This window comes from Ruegeria sp. K5 (assembly GCF_056531805.1).
In genome coordinates this window covers 54967-70866 of the sequence record NZ_JBQFML010000008.1, presented here as the reverse complement: position 1 = coordinate 70866, position 15900 = coordinate 54967, and the positions used below count along the sequence as shown (strand labels likewise).

The following is a 15900-nucleotide window of genomic DNA, read 5'->3' as shown; positions in this document are numbered from 1 at the left end:
TCATGGCGACTCATGTCCTTTGGCAAGCCGATGTGGCGGATTTCGATGCCTGGCTGACCGTGTTCCGCGAAGACCAGAAAATGCGTGAGGCTGCGGGAATCCGCGACCTCCATATCTGGCAGGACCCAGCTCAGAAGGATCACGCTGTGGCCCTGTTCGAAATCACCGATCTGGACCGCGCGCAGAGTTTTCTGGAATCAGAAGAGCTGGCGATGCACCACGAACGCGGGGGCGTTGCGCATATCCAGGTCAAAGTTCTGAACCCTGTCTAAACAGTGCTGCCCGGATCAGACATAATCCCAACTGGCCGCCCGACCCATCATAGGGTGGGCGGCAAAAATGAAGGTGTTCCCCTGTGACACCCGAGTTGACTGCCCTGACATTGGCCGCACTGTTGCAGATCATCCAATATGCTCTGATGGCGATCCCGGCCAATCTGGAACTGGGTCCGGGCAAGACCATGTCCGCGCGCGACCGCAGCCGGTTGGGTGGTGCACTCGAAGATCAGCTGTCCGATGAAACGGCCCGTCTGTATCGGGCGCTGAACAATCACTTCGAAGGGCTGATCCTGTTCTCCATCGCTTGTGTGGTCGTGACCCTCAGTGGGACGGGCAACGACTTCACTGCGACCTGCGCCTGGACCTATCTGGTGGCGCGCGTCCTTTACGTGCCCGCCTATTATTACGGTTGGAAGCCCTGGCGCACCCTGATCTGGTTCGCCGGGTTCCTGACTACCACCTTCATGCTTTTGGCGGTGCTATTGTGACGCCGCTGATGTACAACCTGTTCAGAGGTTTACGCCCTGTGACAGCCCGAATTCTCAAGGAGACCCTCAATGGCAAGTTATGACGTCATCGTAATCGGCTCAGGCCCCGGCGGCTATGTGTGTGGCATCCGTTGTGCCCAGCTGGGCCTGAAAACCGCCTGCGTTGAAGGACGGGACACATTGGGCGGCACCTGTCTGAATGTGGGCTGCATCCCATCCAAGGCGCTGCTGCACGCCAGCCATCAGTTGCACGAGGCCGAGCATAACTTTGCCAAGATGGGCCTGAAGGGTAAATCGCCTTCGGTCGATTGGAAGCAGATGCAGACCTACAAGGACGAGGTGATCGAAGGCAATACCAAGGGCATCGAGTTCCTGTTCAAGAAGAACAAGATCGACTGGCTGAAAGGCTGGGGCTCGATCCCCGCTGCAGGTCAGGTCAAGGTTGGTGATGAGGTGCACGAGGCGAAGAACATCATCATCGCCTCGGGGTCCGAGCCCGCCTCGCTGCCCGGTGTTGAAGTTGATGAGAAGGTTGTCGTCACCTCGACGGGTGCGCTGTCGCTGGGCAAGATCCCGAAGAAGATGGTCGTTATTGGTGCAGGTGTGATCGGGCTTGAACTGGGTTCGGTCTATCAGCGGCTGGGTGCCGAGGTCACGGTGATCGAATTCCTCGACGTGATCACACCGGGCATGGACCCCGAGGTGCAGAAAACCTTCCAGCGTATCCTCAAGAAACAGGGTTTGAAGTTTGTCATGGGCGCAGCGGTGCAAAAGACCGAAGCCACCAAGACTAAGGCCAAGGTCACGTACAAACTGCGCAAGGACGACAGCGAGCATGTGGTCGAGGCGGATACCGTACTGGTCGCCACCGGGCGCAAACCGTATTCGGACGGCCTGGGGCTGGACGCTTTGGGCGTCGAGATGACGCCGCGTGGTCAGATCAAGGTCGGGGCCGACTGGCAGACCAACGTGCCTGGCATCTACGCCATCGGCGACGTCACCGAAGGCCCGATGTTGGCGCATAAGGCCGAGGATGAGGGCATGGCTGCCGCCGAACAGGTCGCGGGCAAGCATGGTCACGTGAACTACGGCGTCATTCCTGGCGTGATCTACACCTGGCCCGAGGTTGCCAATGTCGGCGAAACCGAAGAGACGCTGAAAGAACAGGGCCGCGCCTACAAGGTCGGCAAGTTCATGTTCATGGGCAACGGTCGGGCCAAAGCCAACTTTGCCGCCGACGGGTTCGTGAAGATTCTGGCCGACAAGGAAACCGACCGTATTCTGGGCGCACACATCATCGGCCCCGGCGCTGGCGATCTGATCCACGAGGTCTGCGTCGCCATGGAATTCGGAGCCTCAGCCGAAGATCTGGCCCTGACCTGCCACGCCCACCCGACCTATTCCGAAGCCGTGCGCGAGGCTGCCTTGGCCTGCGGCGACGGACCGATCCACAGCTAAGACCAATGACTCCGGCGGCAATCAGCGCGCCGGGGTCAGCCATGCATCCAGATAGGTTTCCAGCCTGTCGGTGAATGTCGTCGCGGAATGCAACGCGCAGAACCTTAGAGACATCGCCTGAATCGCAAAGGCCTGCACACCTTCTGCCAACAGCTCGGGCGGCACATCCTTGCGCATCTGAGCAGCGTCAAGCCACATCATCACGACGCGGAAGTACCGCTCAAAGCAATAGGCGATCGGGCCCACCTCGGCGATTGCCGCCGCGCCGGAATACCTGATCAACAGATCGAATACATACCGTTCGGACGTCATGAAACTGTGGGCGGGCTCCAGCCCGGCGATGATTTCGGCGACGGTTCCGGGCGGCGGGCCGGACTCGGCCTGATCCAGGCACGCGTTCAACCTGTCAGCGATCAGAATTTCCATCATCGCGTCTTTGTCGTGGAAATGCGCAAAGAACGTCCCCTTGGCCACACCGGCGGCCTTGACGACATCTTCCACCCTCAGCGCCTCATACCCGCTGTCCTGAATCAACGCCTCGGACGCCGCCATAAGGCGGGCGCGGGTTTTCAGTGTACGTTTTTGAACTGTCTTCTGCATAAGGCTAATTTGCACGTTTTCTGACCGTGGTCAAATTTTTTATTGACCGCGGTCATTTTTTGATTCTATAAACTGACCACGGTCATTTTTAGGAGAACCCCGATGCAGCCGAAGAAAATTCTGATCCTTGACGGACACCCTGCCGAAAGCAGCCTGTCCCGCACCTTTGCGCAAACCTATGGCGACGCAGCCCGCGAAAACGGGCATGATGTCCGCCTGATCCACCTGAGCGATCTGCAGTTCGACCACGATTTCGGTCAGGGCAATTACCACGACTTCAAGCCGCTAGAGCCCGTGCTGGAACAGGTTCTGCAGGATTTTGAATGGAGCGATCATCTGGTCCTGACAGCGCCAATGTGGTGGGGCGGTCTGCCTGCGAAACTGAAGGGTCTGATTGACCGCATGTTCATCCCGGGGCGTACTTTCGATACGCGACACACGACCAAGATGGGTTTCCCGGCCCCGATGCTGACCGGTCGCACCGCGCGCGTCATTCTGACGTCGGACACGCCGGGCTGGTTCATGCGGCTGATCTATCGCCAGGCACTGATCCGGCAAGTACGCGATCAGATCCTGGGCTTTGTCGGCTTCAAACCAACACGGTTTACCTATTTCGCAGGGGCCAGCTATCCCAAGCCCGGTCATGTCGAGCGCTGGATTTCCCAGGTCGCCAGGATTGGCGCAGCGGCAGTGTAGCCGCCGTGACTACCACATGGTTTTAGCGGCGCGCGCGCCCCATTCGCGATCATAGCGTGCGCCGCCTTCGTCCCCGTCCGACGCCTCGGCCAGAATTTCTCCGATGGTTGGAAGAGGCGCGGACTCATCACCGCAAGTCCAGGTTCTTGCCCGCATCAGCGCCCGCGCGCATTGAGTGTAAATCTCGTGAAGTTCAATCACGATCACAGTCGCCGGGCGCTTGCCCTGCTTTTCGAACCGCGTACGCAATTCATCATCCGCAGTCAGACGCGCCGTCCCGTTCACCCGCACCACGTTGTTGGAACCGGGCACGATGAACATCAGCGAAACACGCGGATCGCGCACGATGTTGCGCAGCGAATCCAGGCGGTTGTTGCCCCGCCAATCCGGCATCGCCAGAGTCTTTGGATCCAGCTCCAGCACCACCGGGCCATCGTCACCGCGCGGGCTGCCGTCGACACCTTCCGGCCCGACCGTGCTGAGGATGCACAGGCGCGAGGCCATGATCCATGTCCGATACAGCGGCGTCAGCCTGTGTGCCACTTTGCGCAAGGACGGTGCGCCCGGGGTGCCATAGAGCCCCGCAAGCGTCTCGGTATCTTCAATGAACTCCATCTGGGTCAAACCCCACTTCTTTCATCAACGCGGTCGAGCGGGTCTCGATCACCTCTTCCAGCCGTCCAAGGAACGCATCACGCGCGACGCCCGGCTCGATCGGGTCGAGGAAATCGACAATCGCCATGCCGGGTTTGCGCAAGATGCCCGTGCGCGGCCAGAAGACGCCCGCGTTTGTGGCAACGGGGACGCAAGGCACACCAAGCCCTTCGTACAGAACCGCAGTGCCCACCTTATAGGGCTTTTTGGCCCCCGGTGCGACGCGGGTGCCCTGAGGGTAGATGACCAACTGGCCGGGTTCGGTGAATTCCTTGGCGACATCCTTGACCATCTTGGCCACCGCCGCACCCTTCTTGCCCCGGTTGACCGGAATACATCCCAATCGGCGCGCATAAAGGCCAATGACCGGGGTCCACAAAAGCTCTCGCTTCATGATGAACTTGCCATGCGGGATCGCGTTGAAGATCAAGAGAATATCAAGAAACGACTGGTGCTTGGCACCGATGACAACCTCGCCCGTGGGCACAGCGCCACGCACCTCAGAGCGAATGCCAACCATCCAGCGCGCAAGCCAAATGGTACTGCTGGCATAGGCTTTGCAGGCCCGCAACGCGCCGCGTTTGGTGAAGATCGCGTAAGGTAAGTACAGAATGCCAAGGATCAGCATCCAAAGGTAGATCACAAACATGAAGATCAACGAGCGGACCCACTGAATGGCCATGGACATCACGAAAGCTCCTTCAACTTGCGGCGCGCGGCGGCCCAGGTGGCGAAAAAGGCGACGGCTGCGCCCAGAATGGGAATGGCCACGGGCAAAATCCAGTCACTGCCCTGAAACCCGACGCCAGACAGGAAGCCCCCCGCATCCGAGGCTTCGGGCAGCAACAAAACGCCGGTCATCCCCAACAGCGTGCCCACGGCTGCGCCAAACAGCGCCCGGTAGGTAAAGCGGCGCACGAAGGCTCCTGCGATAAACCGGTCGCGGGCCCCAACCTGACGCAACACTTCGATGATCTTGGCATTCGCGGCCAGTGAGGCATTCGCGGCCAGAGTGATCATGGCCGCCGTCGCCCCACCGATCAGCAGGATCGAAATCCAGCCCAATCGCCTAAGGGACATGGCGGCATCGACCAAAGGTTCGCGCCATCTGGTGTGGTCATCCAGAACCGCGCCCGGTACCTCGGCCCCAAGGCGCAGGCGCAGACCGGCGGCGTCAAGGCCCGGTTCGCCTTCGACAATCTCGATCAGTTGCGGGATGGGCAGCGTGTCCAGTGGCAGATCTGGCCCGAACCAGGGCGACAGCAGGGCCGCCTGTTCCTCGGTCGTCAGGGCGCGGGCCGAAGCGACGCCGGGCGTTTGGCTCAGCACGGTCAGCGCGGCCTGGGCCTGGGCGGCCAGCTGCTCGGCCGGCGCGTTGATGCGCAGGGTGGCGGCCCCGGCCAGTTCCGTTGCCCATCGGTCGGCAATCCGGCCCGAGGCCAGCGACAGGGCCAAAGCAAAAACGGTCAGAAACGCCATCGCGCCCGAAACGAATAGGGTCAAATGCGCGGTATACCCGGTTGGGGGCACCACGCGGTCGGCCCGAGAATCTCGTCGCAGCAGGTTTCGGATATCGCCCCGGCTCATAGATCCGCCCCCGCCAAGTGCAGACGACGCTGCGAGATGCGCAGAACACGCGCCTGAACCTGACTTTTCGCGGCACGGATCAGGCTTAGATCATGGGTGGCGATCAGGACGGTTTTGCCCATCCGGTTCAGTTCGACCAGCAGGCGCAGCAGGCGCTGCGACATCTCCCAATCCACGTTGCCTGTGGGTTCATCGGCCAGCACCACGTCAGGCGACAGGATCACCGCACGGGCCAGCGCGGCGCGCTGCCGTTCGCCGTCCGACAGCTCTGGCGGATGCGCTTCAAGACGGGACCCCAGACCGACCCAGCCCAGCAACTCGGTTAGATTGTCCTGCTCATCCGCTTCAACCCGGCCTGAAACCATCAACGGCAGCGCGACGTTTTCGGCCAAGGTCATATGGTCCAGAAACTCGCAATTCTGATGAACCACGCCGATCCGGCGGCGCAACAGGGCCATCTGATCGCGATCCAGCGTGGCTATGTCCTGATCAAAGGCGCTCAACCGCCCGGATGTGGGCAACAATGCGCCGTAGCATAGTTTCAGAAACGTGGTCTTGCCCGCACCCGAAGGCCCCGTCAGAAAGTGAAACGAACCCGGCTGCAATTGCACCGAGACATCGCTCAGCAATTCGCCGTCACCATAGGTGTAGCTGACATTTTCCAGCTCGATCACACGTGCCCCCATTTATTATGCCGCTCTTCTTGCCCCAGTGCGGGTGTGGTTTCAATGCCTGTACCGAGTCCAATTGGTGACACTTGGACCGTGAAACCGAAAACGCGCTTTGCTGTTGGGTCTTAACGGAATATCATGCCTGAAAAAACTATTATCGGCCGGATTGCACGGCCGGGGAGGCAGCATGCGTCTTACATGTCCGAATTGCAGTGCCCAATATGAGGTCCCGGATGAGGTCATCCCCGAGGAAGGCCGCGATGTCCAATGCTCGGCCTGCGATCATACATGGTTTCAGGCCAAACATCCTGTAGCGGAAACACCAAAGCCCGCCCCGACCGAAGCCGACACGCCGGAACCCGAAACGGTCGAGCCTGAGGCCGCCGAAGACCCGCAACCTGAAGAGGCTGCGCCGGTTGTGGCCGAGATCGCGCCAGAACCCGAGCCTGAGCCTGAGCCGGAACCGGCAGATGCCAAACCTACCGGCAACGTGGACCCTGCCGTGGCCAATATTCTGCAGGAAGAGGCCGCGCGCGAGGCTGACTTGCGGGCGCAAGAGGGCAGCAGTCTGGAAACGCAACCGGATCTGGCGCTGGATGTCGCGCCGACGCCCAAGGTCGAGCCACGGCGCCCTACCGCCTCGGAAACGTCCGAGGATGCCGGTCAGAAGGACGCTCTGCCGGATGTTGAGGCGATCAATTCCAGCATGCTCAGCGACGAGGGTGAGACTGAACAGCCTGCACGCAAATCCGGCGGCTTTGTGCGTGGGTTTGCGCTGATGCTGATCATCGGCGTGATTCTGTACTTGATCTACGGCAACGCCCAGCAGATCAGCGAAGCTGTGCCGCAGGCGGATCCGGTGCTGAATTCCTATGTCTCACTGGTGGATCAGGCGCGTGTCTGGCTTGAGAGCCAAGCCGGATCCGGCGCGCCCTAGACCTGACGTCGTCAGAACCGTTCAAGCAGCCGTTTCAGATATTCCAGTTCAATTGTGGGCCGGTCGCTTTCGCCGGTCCGGCGGCGGATTTCGTCCAGCAACTCACGCGCGCGACGATACACATCCTCGCCCTGCAACAGGTTTTCCTCGGTCGAGATTGACCCGGCAGCACCCGGATTGCGGCCCAGCGGATCGCGGTTGTTGGCCTGCGCCTCACCCTCCTGCGCGCCCTGACCGGGCTGGTTCTGCTGGTTCTGGGCCAAGGCCTCACCCAGCGATCGCATGCCCTCGCGCAGGGCTTCCATCGCCTCGGACTGGCGGTCTATTGCCTCGGCCAGATCATCGCCGCGCAGGGCCTGTTCGGCCTCATCCATAGCGCGCCCCGCCCGGCCCAACGCATCACGCGCGGCCTCGCCTTCCGGCGTTCCTGCACCGGGCAGGCCCTGCTCCTGCCGCCGCAACTCATCCCGCAGGGCCTGCTGACGGTCGGCAAGGTTGCCCTGTCCGGACTGGCCTTCCCCGGCCTGATCCGAATCCTGCCCCTGACCGCCCTGGCCCTCGTGGCTTTGTCCGCGGCCCATGCCGCCACTACGCCCTTCATTGCCCTGGCTCTCACCAGACTGGGCACCGGGGTTGAATTGTTCCTGCAGGTCGCGGAAGGCCTGATCGCTAAGGCCCTGTTGTTCGCGCAACGTCTCGGCCAGGCCTTCCATGGCCTGTTGCCCTTCGGACTGGCCGCCCTGACCTTGCCCTTGGGTGACGCGCATATTCTCCATCATCTGCTGGAATTCTTCCAACGCCTGCTGCGCCTCGGCCATGCGGCCCTGTTCCATCAGTTCCTGAATGCGGTCCATCATGGCCTGCAGGTCGTCCTGAGTCATCTGCATGGAATCGCCGTTCTGGCCCTGCTGCCGCTCGCCGTCTTCGCCATTCTGCTGTGCCAGACGCTGAAGCTGTTGCAAATAGTCCTGAGTTGCCTCGCGCAATTCCTGCATCAGCTCGGCAATTTCCTCGTCGCTGGCACCGTTTTGCATTGCCTCGGTCAAACGTTCCTGCGCGCGGCGCATCCGTTCCAAAGTATCCGCAAGCGTGCCGTCCTCGATCAGAACCGCAAGGTCCCAAAGCGCTTGCGCAATCTCCTCTTGCTGAGGCTGCTTCAGGCCATATTCCGTGAACGTCTCCAACCGCCGCAACAGAACGCGAAGCCGCAGATAGGCCGTGTCCGAGCGGAACAGATCTTCGGGGCGATGGGACACCGCGCGCAATACCTGCGCAACCCGCGCGCCATTGTCGCGCGACCACAGCAAATCACGCCGCTGTTCGATCACCGCCGCTGCCAGCGGGTCAAAGAACCGACGCGCTGGCAAGGCGGTCAGATACGGTTCGGATTCGGACTGCTGATCTGCGGCATCCCGCGCCATCAACGTGATGCGCACCGGCAGATGCGCCCACGGGTGCTGCGAGAAATCTTCGATCAGATCTTCGGTGAAATCGGCCCGGTCGCCGGTGATCGGCATGGGCAACTCGATCTGAATCACCTCGCGCGGCTCAGGCTCTGTGGTCAGGCCATAGCGGCGATCAACGGCGGCCAGATCCAGTTCGATCAGGGCTGAGCCCGAGACGACACCGTAATCATCGCTGGACTGGAAGGGCAATTTCATCTGCCCACCGGCTTCAGCCTCGGCCACGCCTGCGACGCTGATCCGGGGTGCGGCATCCGCGACCACATCCAGCGTCCAATCCCGGCCTGCGGGTCCGTCGATCCGCAACTGGCCCGAGCGGTCGACCACGAATTCCTGTTCCGGCGCGGTGGCGGCTTCTGTACCCAGAACAGAGCTTGTTTCGGTCAGGCTATGCGCCCCAACCTCACCGTAAAAGCGCAGCGTAATGTTGCTGCCCTGCGGCACAGACAGGGTCGGCCCGGACTGATCGGCCAGATACAGGGTCGGCAGGCCGGTATAGCGCGGCGGCTCGACCCAGCCTTCCCAGGTGGGTCCCTGCCCGGCGACAGCCGTGCCGGGCGTCATCTCCGCGACCGAACCGATGCGCCAGAAGGACCCGAACAACACAGCCACCACCAGCGCCAGCAGCGCGGCGTAGCGCAAAGCATACGGATCGCGCGACGCAAGTCGCAGATCGGGTTTGACTGCCTTGGCTGTCGAGGCTCGCTGCGCCATACGCGCCTTGTGCGCGTGCCACAGCGCAACCGAATCCGCATCCGTGGCCCCAATTGCCTGATCATCCATCAAGGCCTGTATGGGCCGCCCCGGAAGGGTTTCATCCAGACGCGCCAGCGCCTCGATCCGCGATGGCAGATGGAATCGCCGGACCCCAAGAACCGCAGCCACACCCAGCGCAATCAGGCCAAGCGCGCCGATACCCCAGACAAGCTCGACCCGGACCTGATCCTGCAGGCCCAGCATCAATGCGGCCAAAATGCCCATCAGGATCGAGAAAAACGGCCAAAAAGCGCGCATAACCTGCTCGGCCAGCAGCCCCGCATGGGTCAGCCAAAGCGAAAGTCTTGGAATCGGCAGTTTCAATCTGTCGCGCAATGCGGGCCTCCTGATCGGGCCTGCACGCTTATCGCGTCAAAGCCACTCAGGTATGGTATCGCGGTTTATGATTTCGTCAAAGCTTGGGCGTTCACGAATAACTGCAAATTGATCCCCGTGCACCAGAACCTCGGGGATCAGGGGGCGGGTGTTGTATTCGCTGGCCATCACCGCGCCATAGGCCCCGGCGCTTCGGAAGGCGACCAGATCACCGGGCGCAAGCGGCGGCATGGTGCGTTGCTTGGCAAAGGTATCGCCACTTTCGCAGACCGGGCCAACGATGTCATAGGGTTGCTGTTCGACCCCGGCGGCAGGTTCCTGCACCGCGATAATGTCGTGATGCGCCTCGTACATTGCCGGGCGGATCAGGTCGTTCATCGCACCATCGAGGATCAGGAAATCGCGGCCTTCGCCCGATTTCACATAGATCACTTTGCTGACCATCAGCCCCGCATTGCCCGCGATCAGGCGGCCCGGTTCAATTTCGATCTCGCAGCCCAGATGGCCCAGCGTTTTCTTGATCAAAGCGCCGTATTCCATCGGCAGCGGCGGCGCTTCATTCGACCGCGCATAGGGAATGCCCAAACCGCCCCCCAGATCGAGCCTGCGGATATTGTGCCCCTCGGCGCGCAGTTGTTCGGTCAGCTCGGCGACTTTGGTATAGGCCAGCTCGAACGGCTCCAGTTCGGTCAATTGCGAGCCGATATGGACATCGATACCAATCACGTCCAGCCCCGGAAGGCTGGCGGCCAGCGCATAAACCTCGGACGCGCGTGAGATCGGGATGCCGAATTTGTTCTCGGACTTACCGGTCGCGATTTTCGCATGGGTCTTGGCGTCCACATCCGGGTTCACGCGCACGGTGATCGGCGCGATCACGCCCAGTTCCAGAGCGACGGCGTTGATCACCTCCATCTCAGGTTCGGATTCAACGTTGAACTGGCGGATGCCGCCGGTCAGCGCCGTGCGAATCTCATCCGCTGTTTTGCCGACGCCCGAAAACACGATCTTGTCGCCCGGAACGCCTGCAACCTTGGCCCGCAGGTATTCCCCTCCCGAAACCACATCCATCCCCGCGCCCGCCTGCGCCAGCGTTTTCAGGATCGCCTGATTGCTGGCCGCTTTCATCGCGTAGCAGACAAGGTGATCGGTGCCCTCAAGTGCGTCGTCGAACAGCTTGAAATGCCGCAACAGGGTTGCCGTCGAATAGACATAGAACGGGGTTCCGACCGCAGCTGCGATTTCGGAAATCGGGACATCCTCGGCGTAGAGCGCGCCGTCGCGGTAGAGAAAGTGATCCATGACGCCGCGCTTAGACCAAAAGGGGGATACGGATCAATGGATTCCGGCACTCAACGCGCCTATCGGTCGCTCAGGACCCGGTCGAAACACCGACCCGCGCATAGCCGGACACGGAAACGCCGGATCCGCTGGGTTCTGGCTTGGGTTCCTGACGCGGTGCAGATGTGGGTTCGCACGCCGCCAGAACAGCAAGCGTCAGGATCAGGCCAAGAGTTCGCATAAATTCAGTTTTCCCAAGATGATGCGGCCCGACAGACATGGGCCTTGTTTGCAACATTGCAATGGCGCAGGGCTCAGACGCCCAGATAGACACCTAGGCCGCCGCGGCGGAAGCCAACGCCGCCGCCGACATGAGTGCCGCTGGATCCGACGCCGATCCCGAGGCTGGCGGTGGGCTGCACCGGCTCTCCATCCGCTCCGCAAGCGACCAGGGCAAACCCGGCCATAATCAGAAGAATGACCCTGAAGATATACATCACACCAATGCCTTCCATCGTTCGATCTGCGCACGAACCTGATCGGGGGCGGTACCGCCGTAGGACTGGCGCGAGTTTACCGAGTTTTCCACGGTAAGGACAGAATAGACGTCATCGGTGATGTCTGCATGGACCGATTGCATATCCTCCAGCGTCAGGTCCGGCAGGTCGCAGGCTTTCTGTTCAGCCATCGCAACCAGCGATCCGGTGACATGGTGCGCGTCGCGGAAGGGCAGGCCCAGCACCCGCACCAGCCAGTCGGCCAGATCGGTCGCGGTCGAGAACCCTGACCCGGCAGCGGCGGCGAGGCTGTCGCGGTTGGCGGTCATGTCCTTGACCATGCCTTCCATCGCCGCCAGCGCCAGCATCCAGTTGTCGGCGGCGTCAAAGACCTGTTCCTTGTCTTCCTGCATGTCCTTGGAATAGGCCAGCGGCAGGCCTTTCATCACCATCATCAAAGCGGTGTTTGCGCCATAGATCCGGCCCACCTTGGCGCGGATCAACTCGGCGGCATCGGGGTTTTTCTTCTGCGGCATGATCGACGAACCGGTCGAGAACCGGTCGGACAGCGTCACAAACCGGAACTGGGCCGAAGACCAGATCACCAGTTCCTCGGCAAAGCGCGACAGGTGCACGGCGCAGATCGACGCGGTGGACAGGAACTCGAGCGCGAAATCGCGGTCGCTGACCGCATCCAGCGAGTTCGCGGCGGGGCGATCAAAGCCCAGCGCTTTGGCTGTCATTTCCCGGTCGATGGGGAAGGATGTTCCAGCCAATGCAGCAGCGCCCAAGGGGGATTCATTCATCCGGGCACGGGCGTCGCGGACACGGGACAGGTCGCGGCCGAACATCTCGACATAGGCCATCATGTGATGGCCCCATGTCACCGGCTGCGCCGTTTGCAGGTGGGTGAAACCGGGCATGACCCAATCGGCCCCAGCCTCGGCCTGCGTCAGAAGCGCACGGATCAGAGCCAGCAGACCCGATTCCGCCGCGTCCAGCTGATCGCGGACCCATAGCTTAAAATCGGTCGCAACTTGGTCATTCCGCGAACGACCGGTATGCAGACGGCCCGCAGGCTCTCCGATCACCTCTTTCAGCCGCGCCTCCACATTCATGTGGATGTCTTCCAACGCGGTCGAGAACTGAAACTCACCGTTCTGGATTTCTGACAAAACGGTGAGCAGCCCTTCCCGAATGGCCTGCGCATCACTATCAGTAATAACGCCTGTGGCAGCCAGCATGGCGGCATGGGCGCGCGAGCCTGCGATGTCCTGGGCTGCCATCCGCTGATCGAACCCGATCGAGGCATTGATCGCCTCCATGATCGCGTCTGGTCCGGCGGCAAAGCGGCCGCCCCACATCTGGTTCGAGGATTGATCGGTCATGTTGGAAAACCCGGAGTTGATATGCGCCTTATTCGTCTGATCCCCCTTTATATGGCCCTTGCGCTGGGTGCAAACGCCGCTTTGGCCGCCGATGCCGAGACGCTCGCCCCCTTGCGCGAGGATAGCCTGAAGCGTCTGATCCTGCATTCACAGCCCAAGCCGGTGACGCCGGTGGACTTCGAGCTTGAGGATGACGGCGGCACAGCCTCGCTGGAGGATTACAAAGGCAAATACGTTCTGCTGAACTTCTGGGCCACATGGTGCGCGCCGTGCCGCAAGGAAATGCCCCAGATCGCCGAGTTGCAGGCAGAGTTCGGAGGCGACAAGTTCGAAGTGCTGACGCTGGCCACCGGGCGCAATTCACCTGCCGGGATCAAGAAGTTCTTCGAAGAAAACGGCATCGACAACCTGCCCCGCCATCAGGACCCTTCACAGGCCGTTGCGCGCGAGATGGGTGTGATCGGCCTGCCAATCACCGTGATCGTCGACCCCGACGGCAATGAAATCGCCCGTCTGATCGGCGATGCCGAATGGAATTCCGACAGCGCCAAGGCGATTATCTCGACTCTGGTCGGCGCAGCAGGCTAAGGAAACGGCTTCCAACCGCTGTCGGCCCCCGTCAAATTCGATCTCGTGATACACTGTCCTCATCCCGCTGTTTTGGGCGGGGCAGTTTGTGTGTTGGGAATGGAGGCAACGATGAAACCCGTTGTACTGCTGATCGGACGCTTACCGAATGTGATCGGAGATGTTGCGCGGCAGCTTGATCACCTTCCGATCCAATGGCTGGGTGCACATGACCCCGATGAGGTGCGGCGGCAACTGGATGCTGAACCCCGGATCGCCTGTGCCATCATGGGGGCTGGGCTGGATGATATGATACGCGGTGAATTGGTGGGGATCATTGCATCCCGCCGCCCCGATATCTGTATCCATCTGAAAGACCGAAGCTCGGGCCCCGAAGGCCTGGTCCCCTTTGTGCAGCGCGTGGTGCAGCATGAAATCCTGGACCGTCTGGAACACGGCTGACGCAACGCCACCTTTGACAGCGTTCTTCCCGCTTTGCACTCTGCCAGCGGGGAGAGAACTATGCCACTTGAAATATTGCTTGTACTTGTGGTCGGGGGGATTGCCGCAATAACGCTTCTGTTGCACCTGAGCGGGCGGTCTCAGCGGCGTGTTCTGACACGGGAAACCGCACTGGCGGATTGGCAGCGCCACTTTCCCGACGATGTGGTGATCGATGTCACCGTCTCACACGACGCCCACGCCGCTCTGGTTCGGACCGAGACAGGGCCGGGCCTGCTGTGGTCCTTTGGCGCGGATACGGTGGCTCGGCACCTGCTGGATTTCGACTGGATCGAACAGCAGGCCGGGTTCGAGTTCCAGTTTCACGACTTCACCACGCCCAGGGTGGTCATCCGCCTTGACGAAATCGAACGCCAGCACTGGCAAAACCTGATGGACCTTTCATGACCGATCACATCAGCTTTCCCGACGCCGTCCAATGGGCTGTCCCGTTTTTTATCGCCGCCATCCTGGCCGAGTTCCTGTGGATCACGGTCAAAGGGCGTGGCGGCCGGTATGAGACGCGCGATGCCGTGACCTCATTGATCATGGGGGCGGGCAATATCGCCTCGGGCTTCTTGCTGGGGTTCATCGCCTATGGGTTCTTCATGTGGTTGTGGCAGGTCACACCGCTGAACCTTGGGACCTCGATCCCCGTCATCATCCTGTGTTTCGTGTTGGACGACCTTCGTTACTATTGGGTACATCGTTTCGGGCACCGCATCCGCTGGGTCTGGGCCAGCCATGTGAACCACCACAGTTCGCAACACTACAACCTGACGACCGCGCTGCGGCAGACATGGACCTATACGTTCACCTTCATGATGGTCGTCCGCGCGCCCCTGATCCTGCTGGGCTTTCACCCAGCCATGGTGCTGTTCGTTGGCGGGCTGAACCTGATCTATCAGTTCTGGATTCATACCGAGGCCATCGGCAAAATGCCCCGCTGGTTCGAGGCGATCATGAACACGCCCAGCCATCACCGCGTGCATCATGGCCGCAACGCGCGCTATCTGGACTGCAACTATGCAGGTGTTTTCATCATCTGGGACAAGATGTTCGGCACCTTTGTACCCGAACAAGAAGATGAGCGGGTCGATTACGGGTTGGTCCACAATATCGGCACCTTCAACCCGCTGCGTGTGGCCTTCCACGAATGGGTTGGCATCTGGCGCGACGCCACACAGCCCGGCCTGACCCTGCGCCAGAGGCTCGGCTATTGCTTCGCCCCGCCCGGCTACAGCCATGATGGCAGCCGGGACAGCTCAACGCAGATCAAAGAAAAGCACCTGGCGCGCCACCCCGAAGATCGCGGAACGCCCGGATTCGAGCATCTGGACAAGAACGTGCCCAATCGTCAGGCGGAACAGGTCTGACGCACGTAGTGCAACATGGGTCTCAACTTGAAATTCCAGCCTTCGACGCCATATGAGGGGAAAGGTGCAATGTAACGAGTGGCCGGAGACCCGAAATGACCCGTTTAACAACTGTTTCGACCGTGGTTGGTCTGATGGGTCTGACTTTGGCCATGATCGCCGCTTTGGCGACGGCGTTGACAGGCTTGATCGCACTGGGCTTTGTCATGATGATCATGGGTGTCACCGGCGCCGTGATCGGAGCCGCAGCCTCTCTGACCCGCGCGTGGCAATCTGCCCGCTGAAACTTTCCCGACCTTAACCGCAGATTCACCTGTTTGACCTGACACTGGGCCGGACCTTTGTTCGGAATAACTCAGGGAACCG

General features: G+C 61.0%; 20 protein-coding genes. 10 read left to right on the top strand and 10 right to left on the bottom strand.

Annotated elements, in window-relative coordinates:
* The first annotated feature begins 2 nt into the window (after positions 1 to 2).
* The 3 genes from ACR0MO_RS17820 to lpdA all read left to right on the top strand — a co-directional run bounded on the left by ACR0MO_RS17820 (position 3) and on the right by lpdA (position 2224).
* Positions 3 to 272, top strand: a complete 270-nt coding sequence (locus ACR0MO_RS17820; RefSeq protein WP_170455665.1) for a hypothetical protein — start codon at positions 3 to 5, stop codon at positions 270 to 272.
* Positions 273 to 355: 83 nt separating this feature from the next.
* Positions 356 to 766 carry an MAPEG family protein gene (locus ACR0MO_RS17815; protein ID WP_170455667.1) on the top strand — a complete coding sequence of 137 codons (411 nt, stop codon included), beginning with the start codon at positions 356 to 358 and terminating at the stop codon, positions 764 to 766.
* 69 nt (positions 767 to 835) lie between these two features.
* Positions 836 to 2224: a dihydrolipoyl dehydrogenase gene (gene lpdA, locus ACR0MO_RS17810; RefSeq protein ID WP_480892579.1), complete on the top strand. Its 1389-nt coding sequence runs from the start codon at positions 836 to 838 to the stop codon at positions 2222 to 2224.
* Between the two features lie 21 nt (positions 2225 to 2245).
* Here lpdA and ACR0MO_RS17805 read toward each other — a convergent pair whose 3' ends face one another.
* A complete protein-coding gene (locus ACR0MO_RS17805) occupies positions 2246 to 2824 on the bottom strand; it encodes a TetR/AcrR family transcriptional regulator (RefSeq protein WP_480781345.1) in 579 nt (192 codons plus the stop codon).
* A 102-nt stretch (positions 2825 to 2926) separates the two neighbouring features.
* On the opposite strand from ACR0MO_RS17805, the gene ACR0MO_RS17800 reads away from it, so the two are divergent.
* Positions 2927 to 3520, top strand: coding sequence for an NAD(P)H-dependent oxidoreductase (locus tag ACR0MO_RS17800; protein WP_170624033.1), 594 nt, complete (start codon positions 2927 to 2929; stop codon positions 3518 to 3520).
* Between the two features lie 9 nt (positions 3521 to 3529).
* Here ACR0MO_RS17800 and ACR0MO_RS17795 read toward each other — a convergent pair whose 3' ends face one another.
* The 4 genes from ACR0MO_RS17795 to ACR0MO_RS17780 are packed head-to-tail and all read right to left on the bottom strand — an operon-like array spanning position 3530 to position 6435.
* Positions 3530 to 4135 (bottom strand): pyridoxamine 5'-phosphate oxidase family protein, encoded by a 606-nt coding sequence (locus tag ACR0MO_RS17795; protein WP_480874643.1) that lies wholly within the window; start codon positions 4133 to 4135, stop codon positions 3530 to 3532.
* Positions 4122 to 4862: a lysophospholipid acyltransferase family protein gene (locus tag ACR0MO_RS17790; protein ID WP_170522224.1), complete on the bottom strand. Its 741-nt coding sequence runs from the start codon at positions 4860 to 4862 to the stop codon at positions 4122 to 4124. The genes ACR0MO_RS17795 and ACR0MO_RS17790 overlap by 14 nt, the downstream gene beginning before the upstream one ends.
* Positions 4862 to 5761, bottom strand: a complete 900-nt coding sequence (locus tag ACR0MO_RS17785; RefSeq protein WP_170624035.1) for an FtsX-like permease family protein — start codon at positions 5759 to 5761, stop codon at positions 4862 to 4864. Before ACR0MO_RS17785 ends, ACR0MO_RS17790 begins: the two co-directional genes overlap by 1 nt.
* Positions 5758 to 6435, bottom strand: coding sequence for a cell division ATP-binding protein FtsE (locus ACR0MO_RS17780; protein WP_480892638.1), 678 nt, complete (start codon positions 6433 to 6435; stop codon positions 5758 to 5760). The genes ACR0MO_RS17785 and ACR0MO_RS17780 overlap by 4 nt, the downstream gene beginning before the upstream one ends.
* A gap of 184 nt (positions 6436 to 6619) precedes the next feature.
* On the opposite strand from ACR0MO_RS17780, the gene ACR0MO_RS17775 reads away from it, so the two are divergent.
* Complete coding sequence (locus ACR0MO_RS17775) at positions 6620 to 7369, top strand: zinc-ribbon domain-containing protein (RefSeq protein WP_480892576.1); 750 nt, start codon at positions 6620 to 6622, stop codon at positions 7367 to 7369.
* A gap of 11 nt (positions 7370 to 7380) precedes the next feature.
* Here the strand turns inward: ACR0MO_RS17775 and ACR0MO_RS17770 are convergent, their stop codons facing one another.
* The 5 genes from ACR0MO_RS17770 to argH all read right to left on the bottom strand — a co-directional run bounded on the left by ACR0MO_RS17770 (position 7381) and on the right by argH (position 13090).
* Positions 7381 to 9924 carry a TIGR02302 family protein gene (locus ACR0MO_RS17770; protein WP_480892573.1) on the bottom strand — a complete coding sequence of 848 codons (2544 nt, stop codon included), beginning with the start codon at positions 9922 to 9924 and terminating at the stop codon, positions 7381 to 7383.
* Between the two features lie 36 nt (positions 9925 to 9960).
* Positions 9961 to 11226 (bottom strand): diaminopimelate decarboxylase, encoded by a 1266-nt coding sequence (gene lysA / locus ACR0MO_RS17765; RefSeq protein ID WP_480892571.1) that lies wholly within the window; start codon positions 11224 to 11226, stop codon positions 9961 to 9963.
* A gap of 70 nt (positions 11227 to 11296) precedes the next feature.
* Positions 11297 to 11446 (bottom strand): hypothetical protein, encoded by a 150-nt coding sequence (locus ACR0MO_RS17760; RefSeq protein WP_170455687.1) that lies wholly within the window; start codon positions 11444 to 11446, stop codon positions 11297 to 11299.
* A 73-nt stretch (positions 11447 to 11519) separates the two neighbouring features.
* Positions 11520 to 11702 (bottom strand): argininosuccinate lyase, encoded by a 183-nt coding sequence (locus tag ACR0MO_RS17755; RefSeq protein WP_170455689.1) that lies wholly within the window; start codon positions 11700 to 11702, stop codon positions 11520 to 11522.
* Positions 11702 to 13090, bottom strand: coding sequence for an argininosuccinate lyase (gene argH, locus ACR0MO_RS17750; RefSeq protein WP_170455690.1), 1389 nt, complete (start codon positions 13088 to 13090; stop codon positions 11702 to 11704). The genes ACR0MO_RS17755 and argH overlap by 1 nt, the downstream gene beginning before the upstream one ends.
* Before the next feature lie 21 nt (positions 13091 to 13111).
* Between argH and ACR0MO_RS17745 the strand changes: the two genes are divergently transcribed.
* From ACR0MO_RS17745 to ACR0MO_RS17725, 5 genes are all read left to right on the top strand, one after another.
* Positions 13112 to 13678 (top strand): TlpA disulfide reductase family protein, encoded by a 567-nt coding sequence (locus tag ACR0MO_RS17745; RefSeq protein ID WP_170455692.1) that lies wholly within the window; start codon positions 13112 to 13114, stop codon positions 13676 to 13678.
* Positions 13679 to 13789: 111 nt separating this feature from the next.
* Positions 13790 to 14119, top strand: a complete 330-nt coding sequence (locus ACR0MO_RS17740) for a hypothetical protein (RefSeq protein WP_170522204.1) — start codon at positions 13790 to 13792, stop codon at positions 14117 to 14119.
* Between the two features lie 60 nt (positions 14120 to 14179).
* Positions 14180 to 14566: a hypothetical protein gene (locus ACR0MO_RS17735; protein WP_170453153.1), complete on the top strand. Its 387-nt coding sequence runs from the start codon at positions 14180 to 14182 to the stop codon at positions 14564 to 14566.
* Complete coding sequence (locus ACR0MO_RS17730) at positions 14563 to 15534, top strand: sterol desaturase family protein (RefSeq protein ID WP_170453154.1); 972 nt, start codon at positions 14563 to 14565, stop codon at positions 15532 to 15534. The genes ACR0MO_RS17735 and ACR0MO_RS17730 overlap by 4 nt, the downstream gene beginning before the upstream one ends.
* Before the next feature lie 95 nt (positions 15535 to 15629).
* On the top strand, positions 15630 to 15818 hold the full coding sequence (locus ACR0MO_RS17725) for a hypothetical protein (protein ID WP_170453155.1): 189 nt from the start codon (positions 15630 to 15632) through the stop codon (positions 15816 to 15818).
* Positions 15819 to 15900 lie beyond the last annotated feature (82 nt).

What these genes read in the sequence shown, in the direction of transcription:
- ACR0MO_RS17760 (WP_170455687.1), bottom strand. Translation starts at nt 11,446, where the DNA reads ATGCGAACTCTTGGCCTGATCCTGACGCTTGCTGTTCTGGCGGCGTGC.
- ACR0MO_RS17745 (WP_170455692.1), top strand. Translation starts at nt 13,112, where the DNA reads ATGCGCCTTATTCGTCTGATCCCCCTTTATATGGCCCTTGCGCTGGGT.
- ACR0MO_RS17775 (WP_480892576.1), top strand. Translation starts at nt 6,620, where the DNA reads ATGCGTCTTACATGTCCGAATTGCAGTGCCCAATATGAGGTCCCGGAT.
- argH (WP_170455690.1), bottom strand. Translation starts at nt 13,090, where the DNA reads ATGACCGATCAATCCTCGAACCAGATGTGGGGCGGCCGCTTTGCCGCC.
- ACR0MO_RS17755 (WP_170455689.1), bottom strand. Translation starts at nt 11,702, where the DNA reads ATGTATATCTTCAGGGTCATTCTTCTGATTATGGCCGGGTTTGCCCTG.
- ACR0MO_RS17795 (WP_480874643.1), bottom strand. Translation starts at nt 4,135, where the DNA reads ATGGAGTTCATTGAAGATACCGAGACGCTTGCGGGGCTCTATGGCACC.
- ACR0MO_RS17740 (WP_170522204.1), top strand. Translation starts at nt 13,790, where the DNA reads ATGAAACCCGTTGTACTGCTGATCGGACGCTTACCGAATGTGATCGGA.
- ACR0MO_RS17725 (WP_170453155.1), top strand. Translation starts at nt 15,630, where the DNA reads ATGACCCGTTTAACAACTGTTTCGACCGTGGTTGGTCTGATGGGTCTG.
- ACR0MO_RS17730 (WP_170453154.1), top strand. Translation starts at nt 14,563, where the DNA reads ATGACCGATCACATCAGCTTTCCCGACGCCGTCCAATGGGCTGTCCCG.
- ACR0MO_RS17820 (WP_170455665.1), top strand. Translation starts at nt 3, where the DNA reads ATGGCGACTCATGTCCTTTGGCAAGCCGATGTGGCGGATTTCGATGCC.
- lpdA (WP_480892579.1), top strand. Translation starts at nt 836, where the DNA reads ATGGCAAGTTATGACGTCATCGTAATCGGCTCAGGCCCCGGCGGCTAT.
- ACR0MO_RS17785 (WP_170624035.1), bottom strand. Translation starts at nt 5,761, where the DNA reads ATGAGCCGGGGCGATATCCGAAACCTGCTGCGACGAGATTCTCGGGCC.
- ACR0MO_RS17800 (WP_170624033.1), top strand. Translation starts at nt 2,927, where the DNA reads ATGCAGCCGAAGAAAATTCTGATCCTTGACGGACACCCTGCCGAAAGC.
- ACR0MO_RS17790 (WP_170522224.1), bottom strand. Translation starts at nt 4,862, where the DNA reads ATGTCCATGGCCATTCAGTGGGTCCGCTCGTTGATCTTCATGTTTGTG.
- lysA (WP_480892571.1), bottom strand. Translation starts at nt 11,226, where the DNA reads ATGGATCACTTTCTCTACCGCGACGGCGCGCTCTACGCCGAGGATGTC.
- ACR0MO_RS17805 (WP_480781345.1), bottom strand. Translation starts at nt 2,824, where the DNA reads ATGCAGAAGACAGTTCAAAAACGTACACTGAAAACCCGCGCCCGCCTT.
- ACR0MO_RS17735 (WP_170453153.1), top strand. Translation starts at nt 14,180, where the DNA reads ATGCCACTTGAAATATTGCTTGTACTTGTGGTCGGGGGGATTGCCGCA.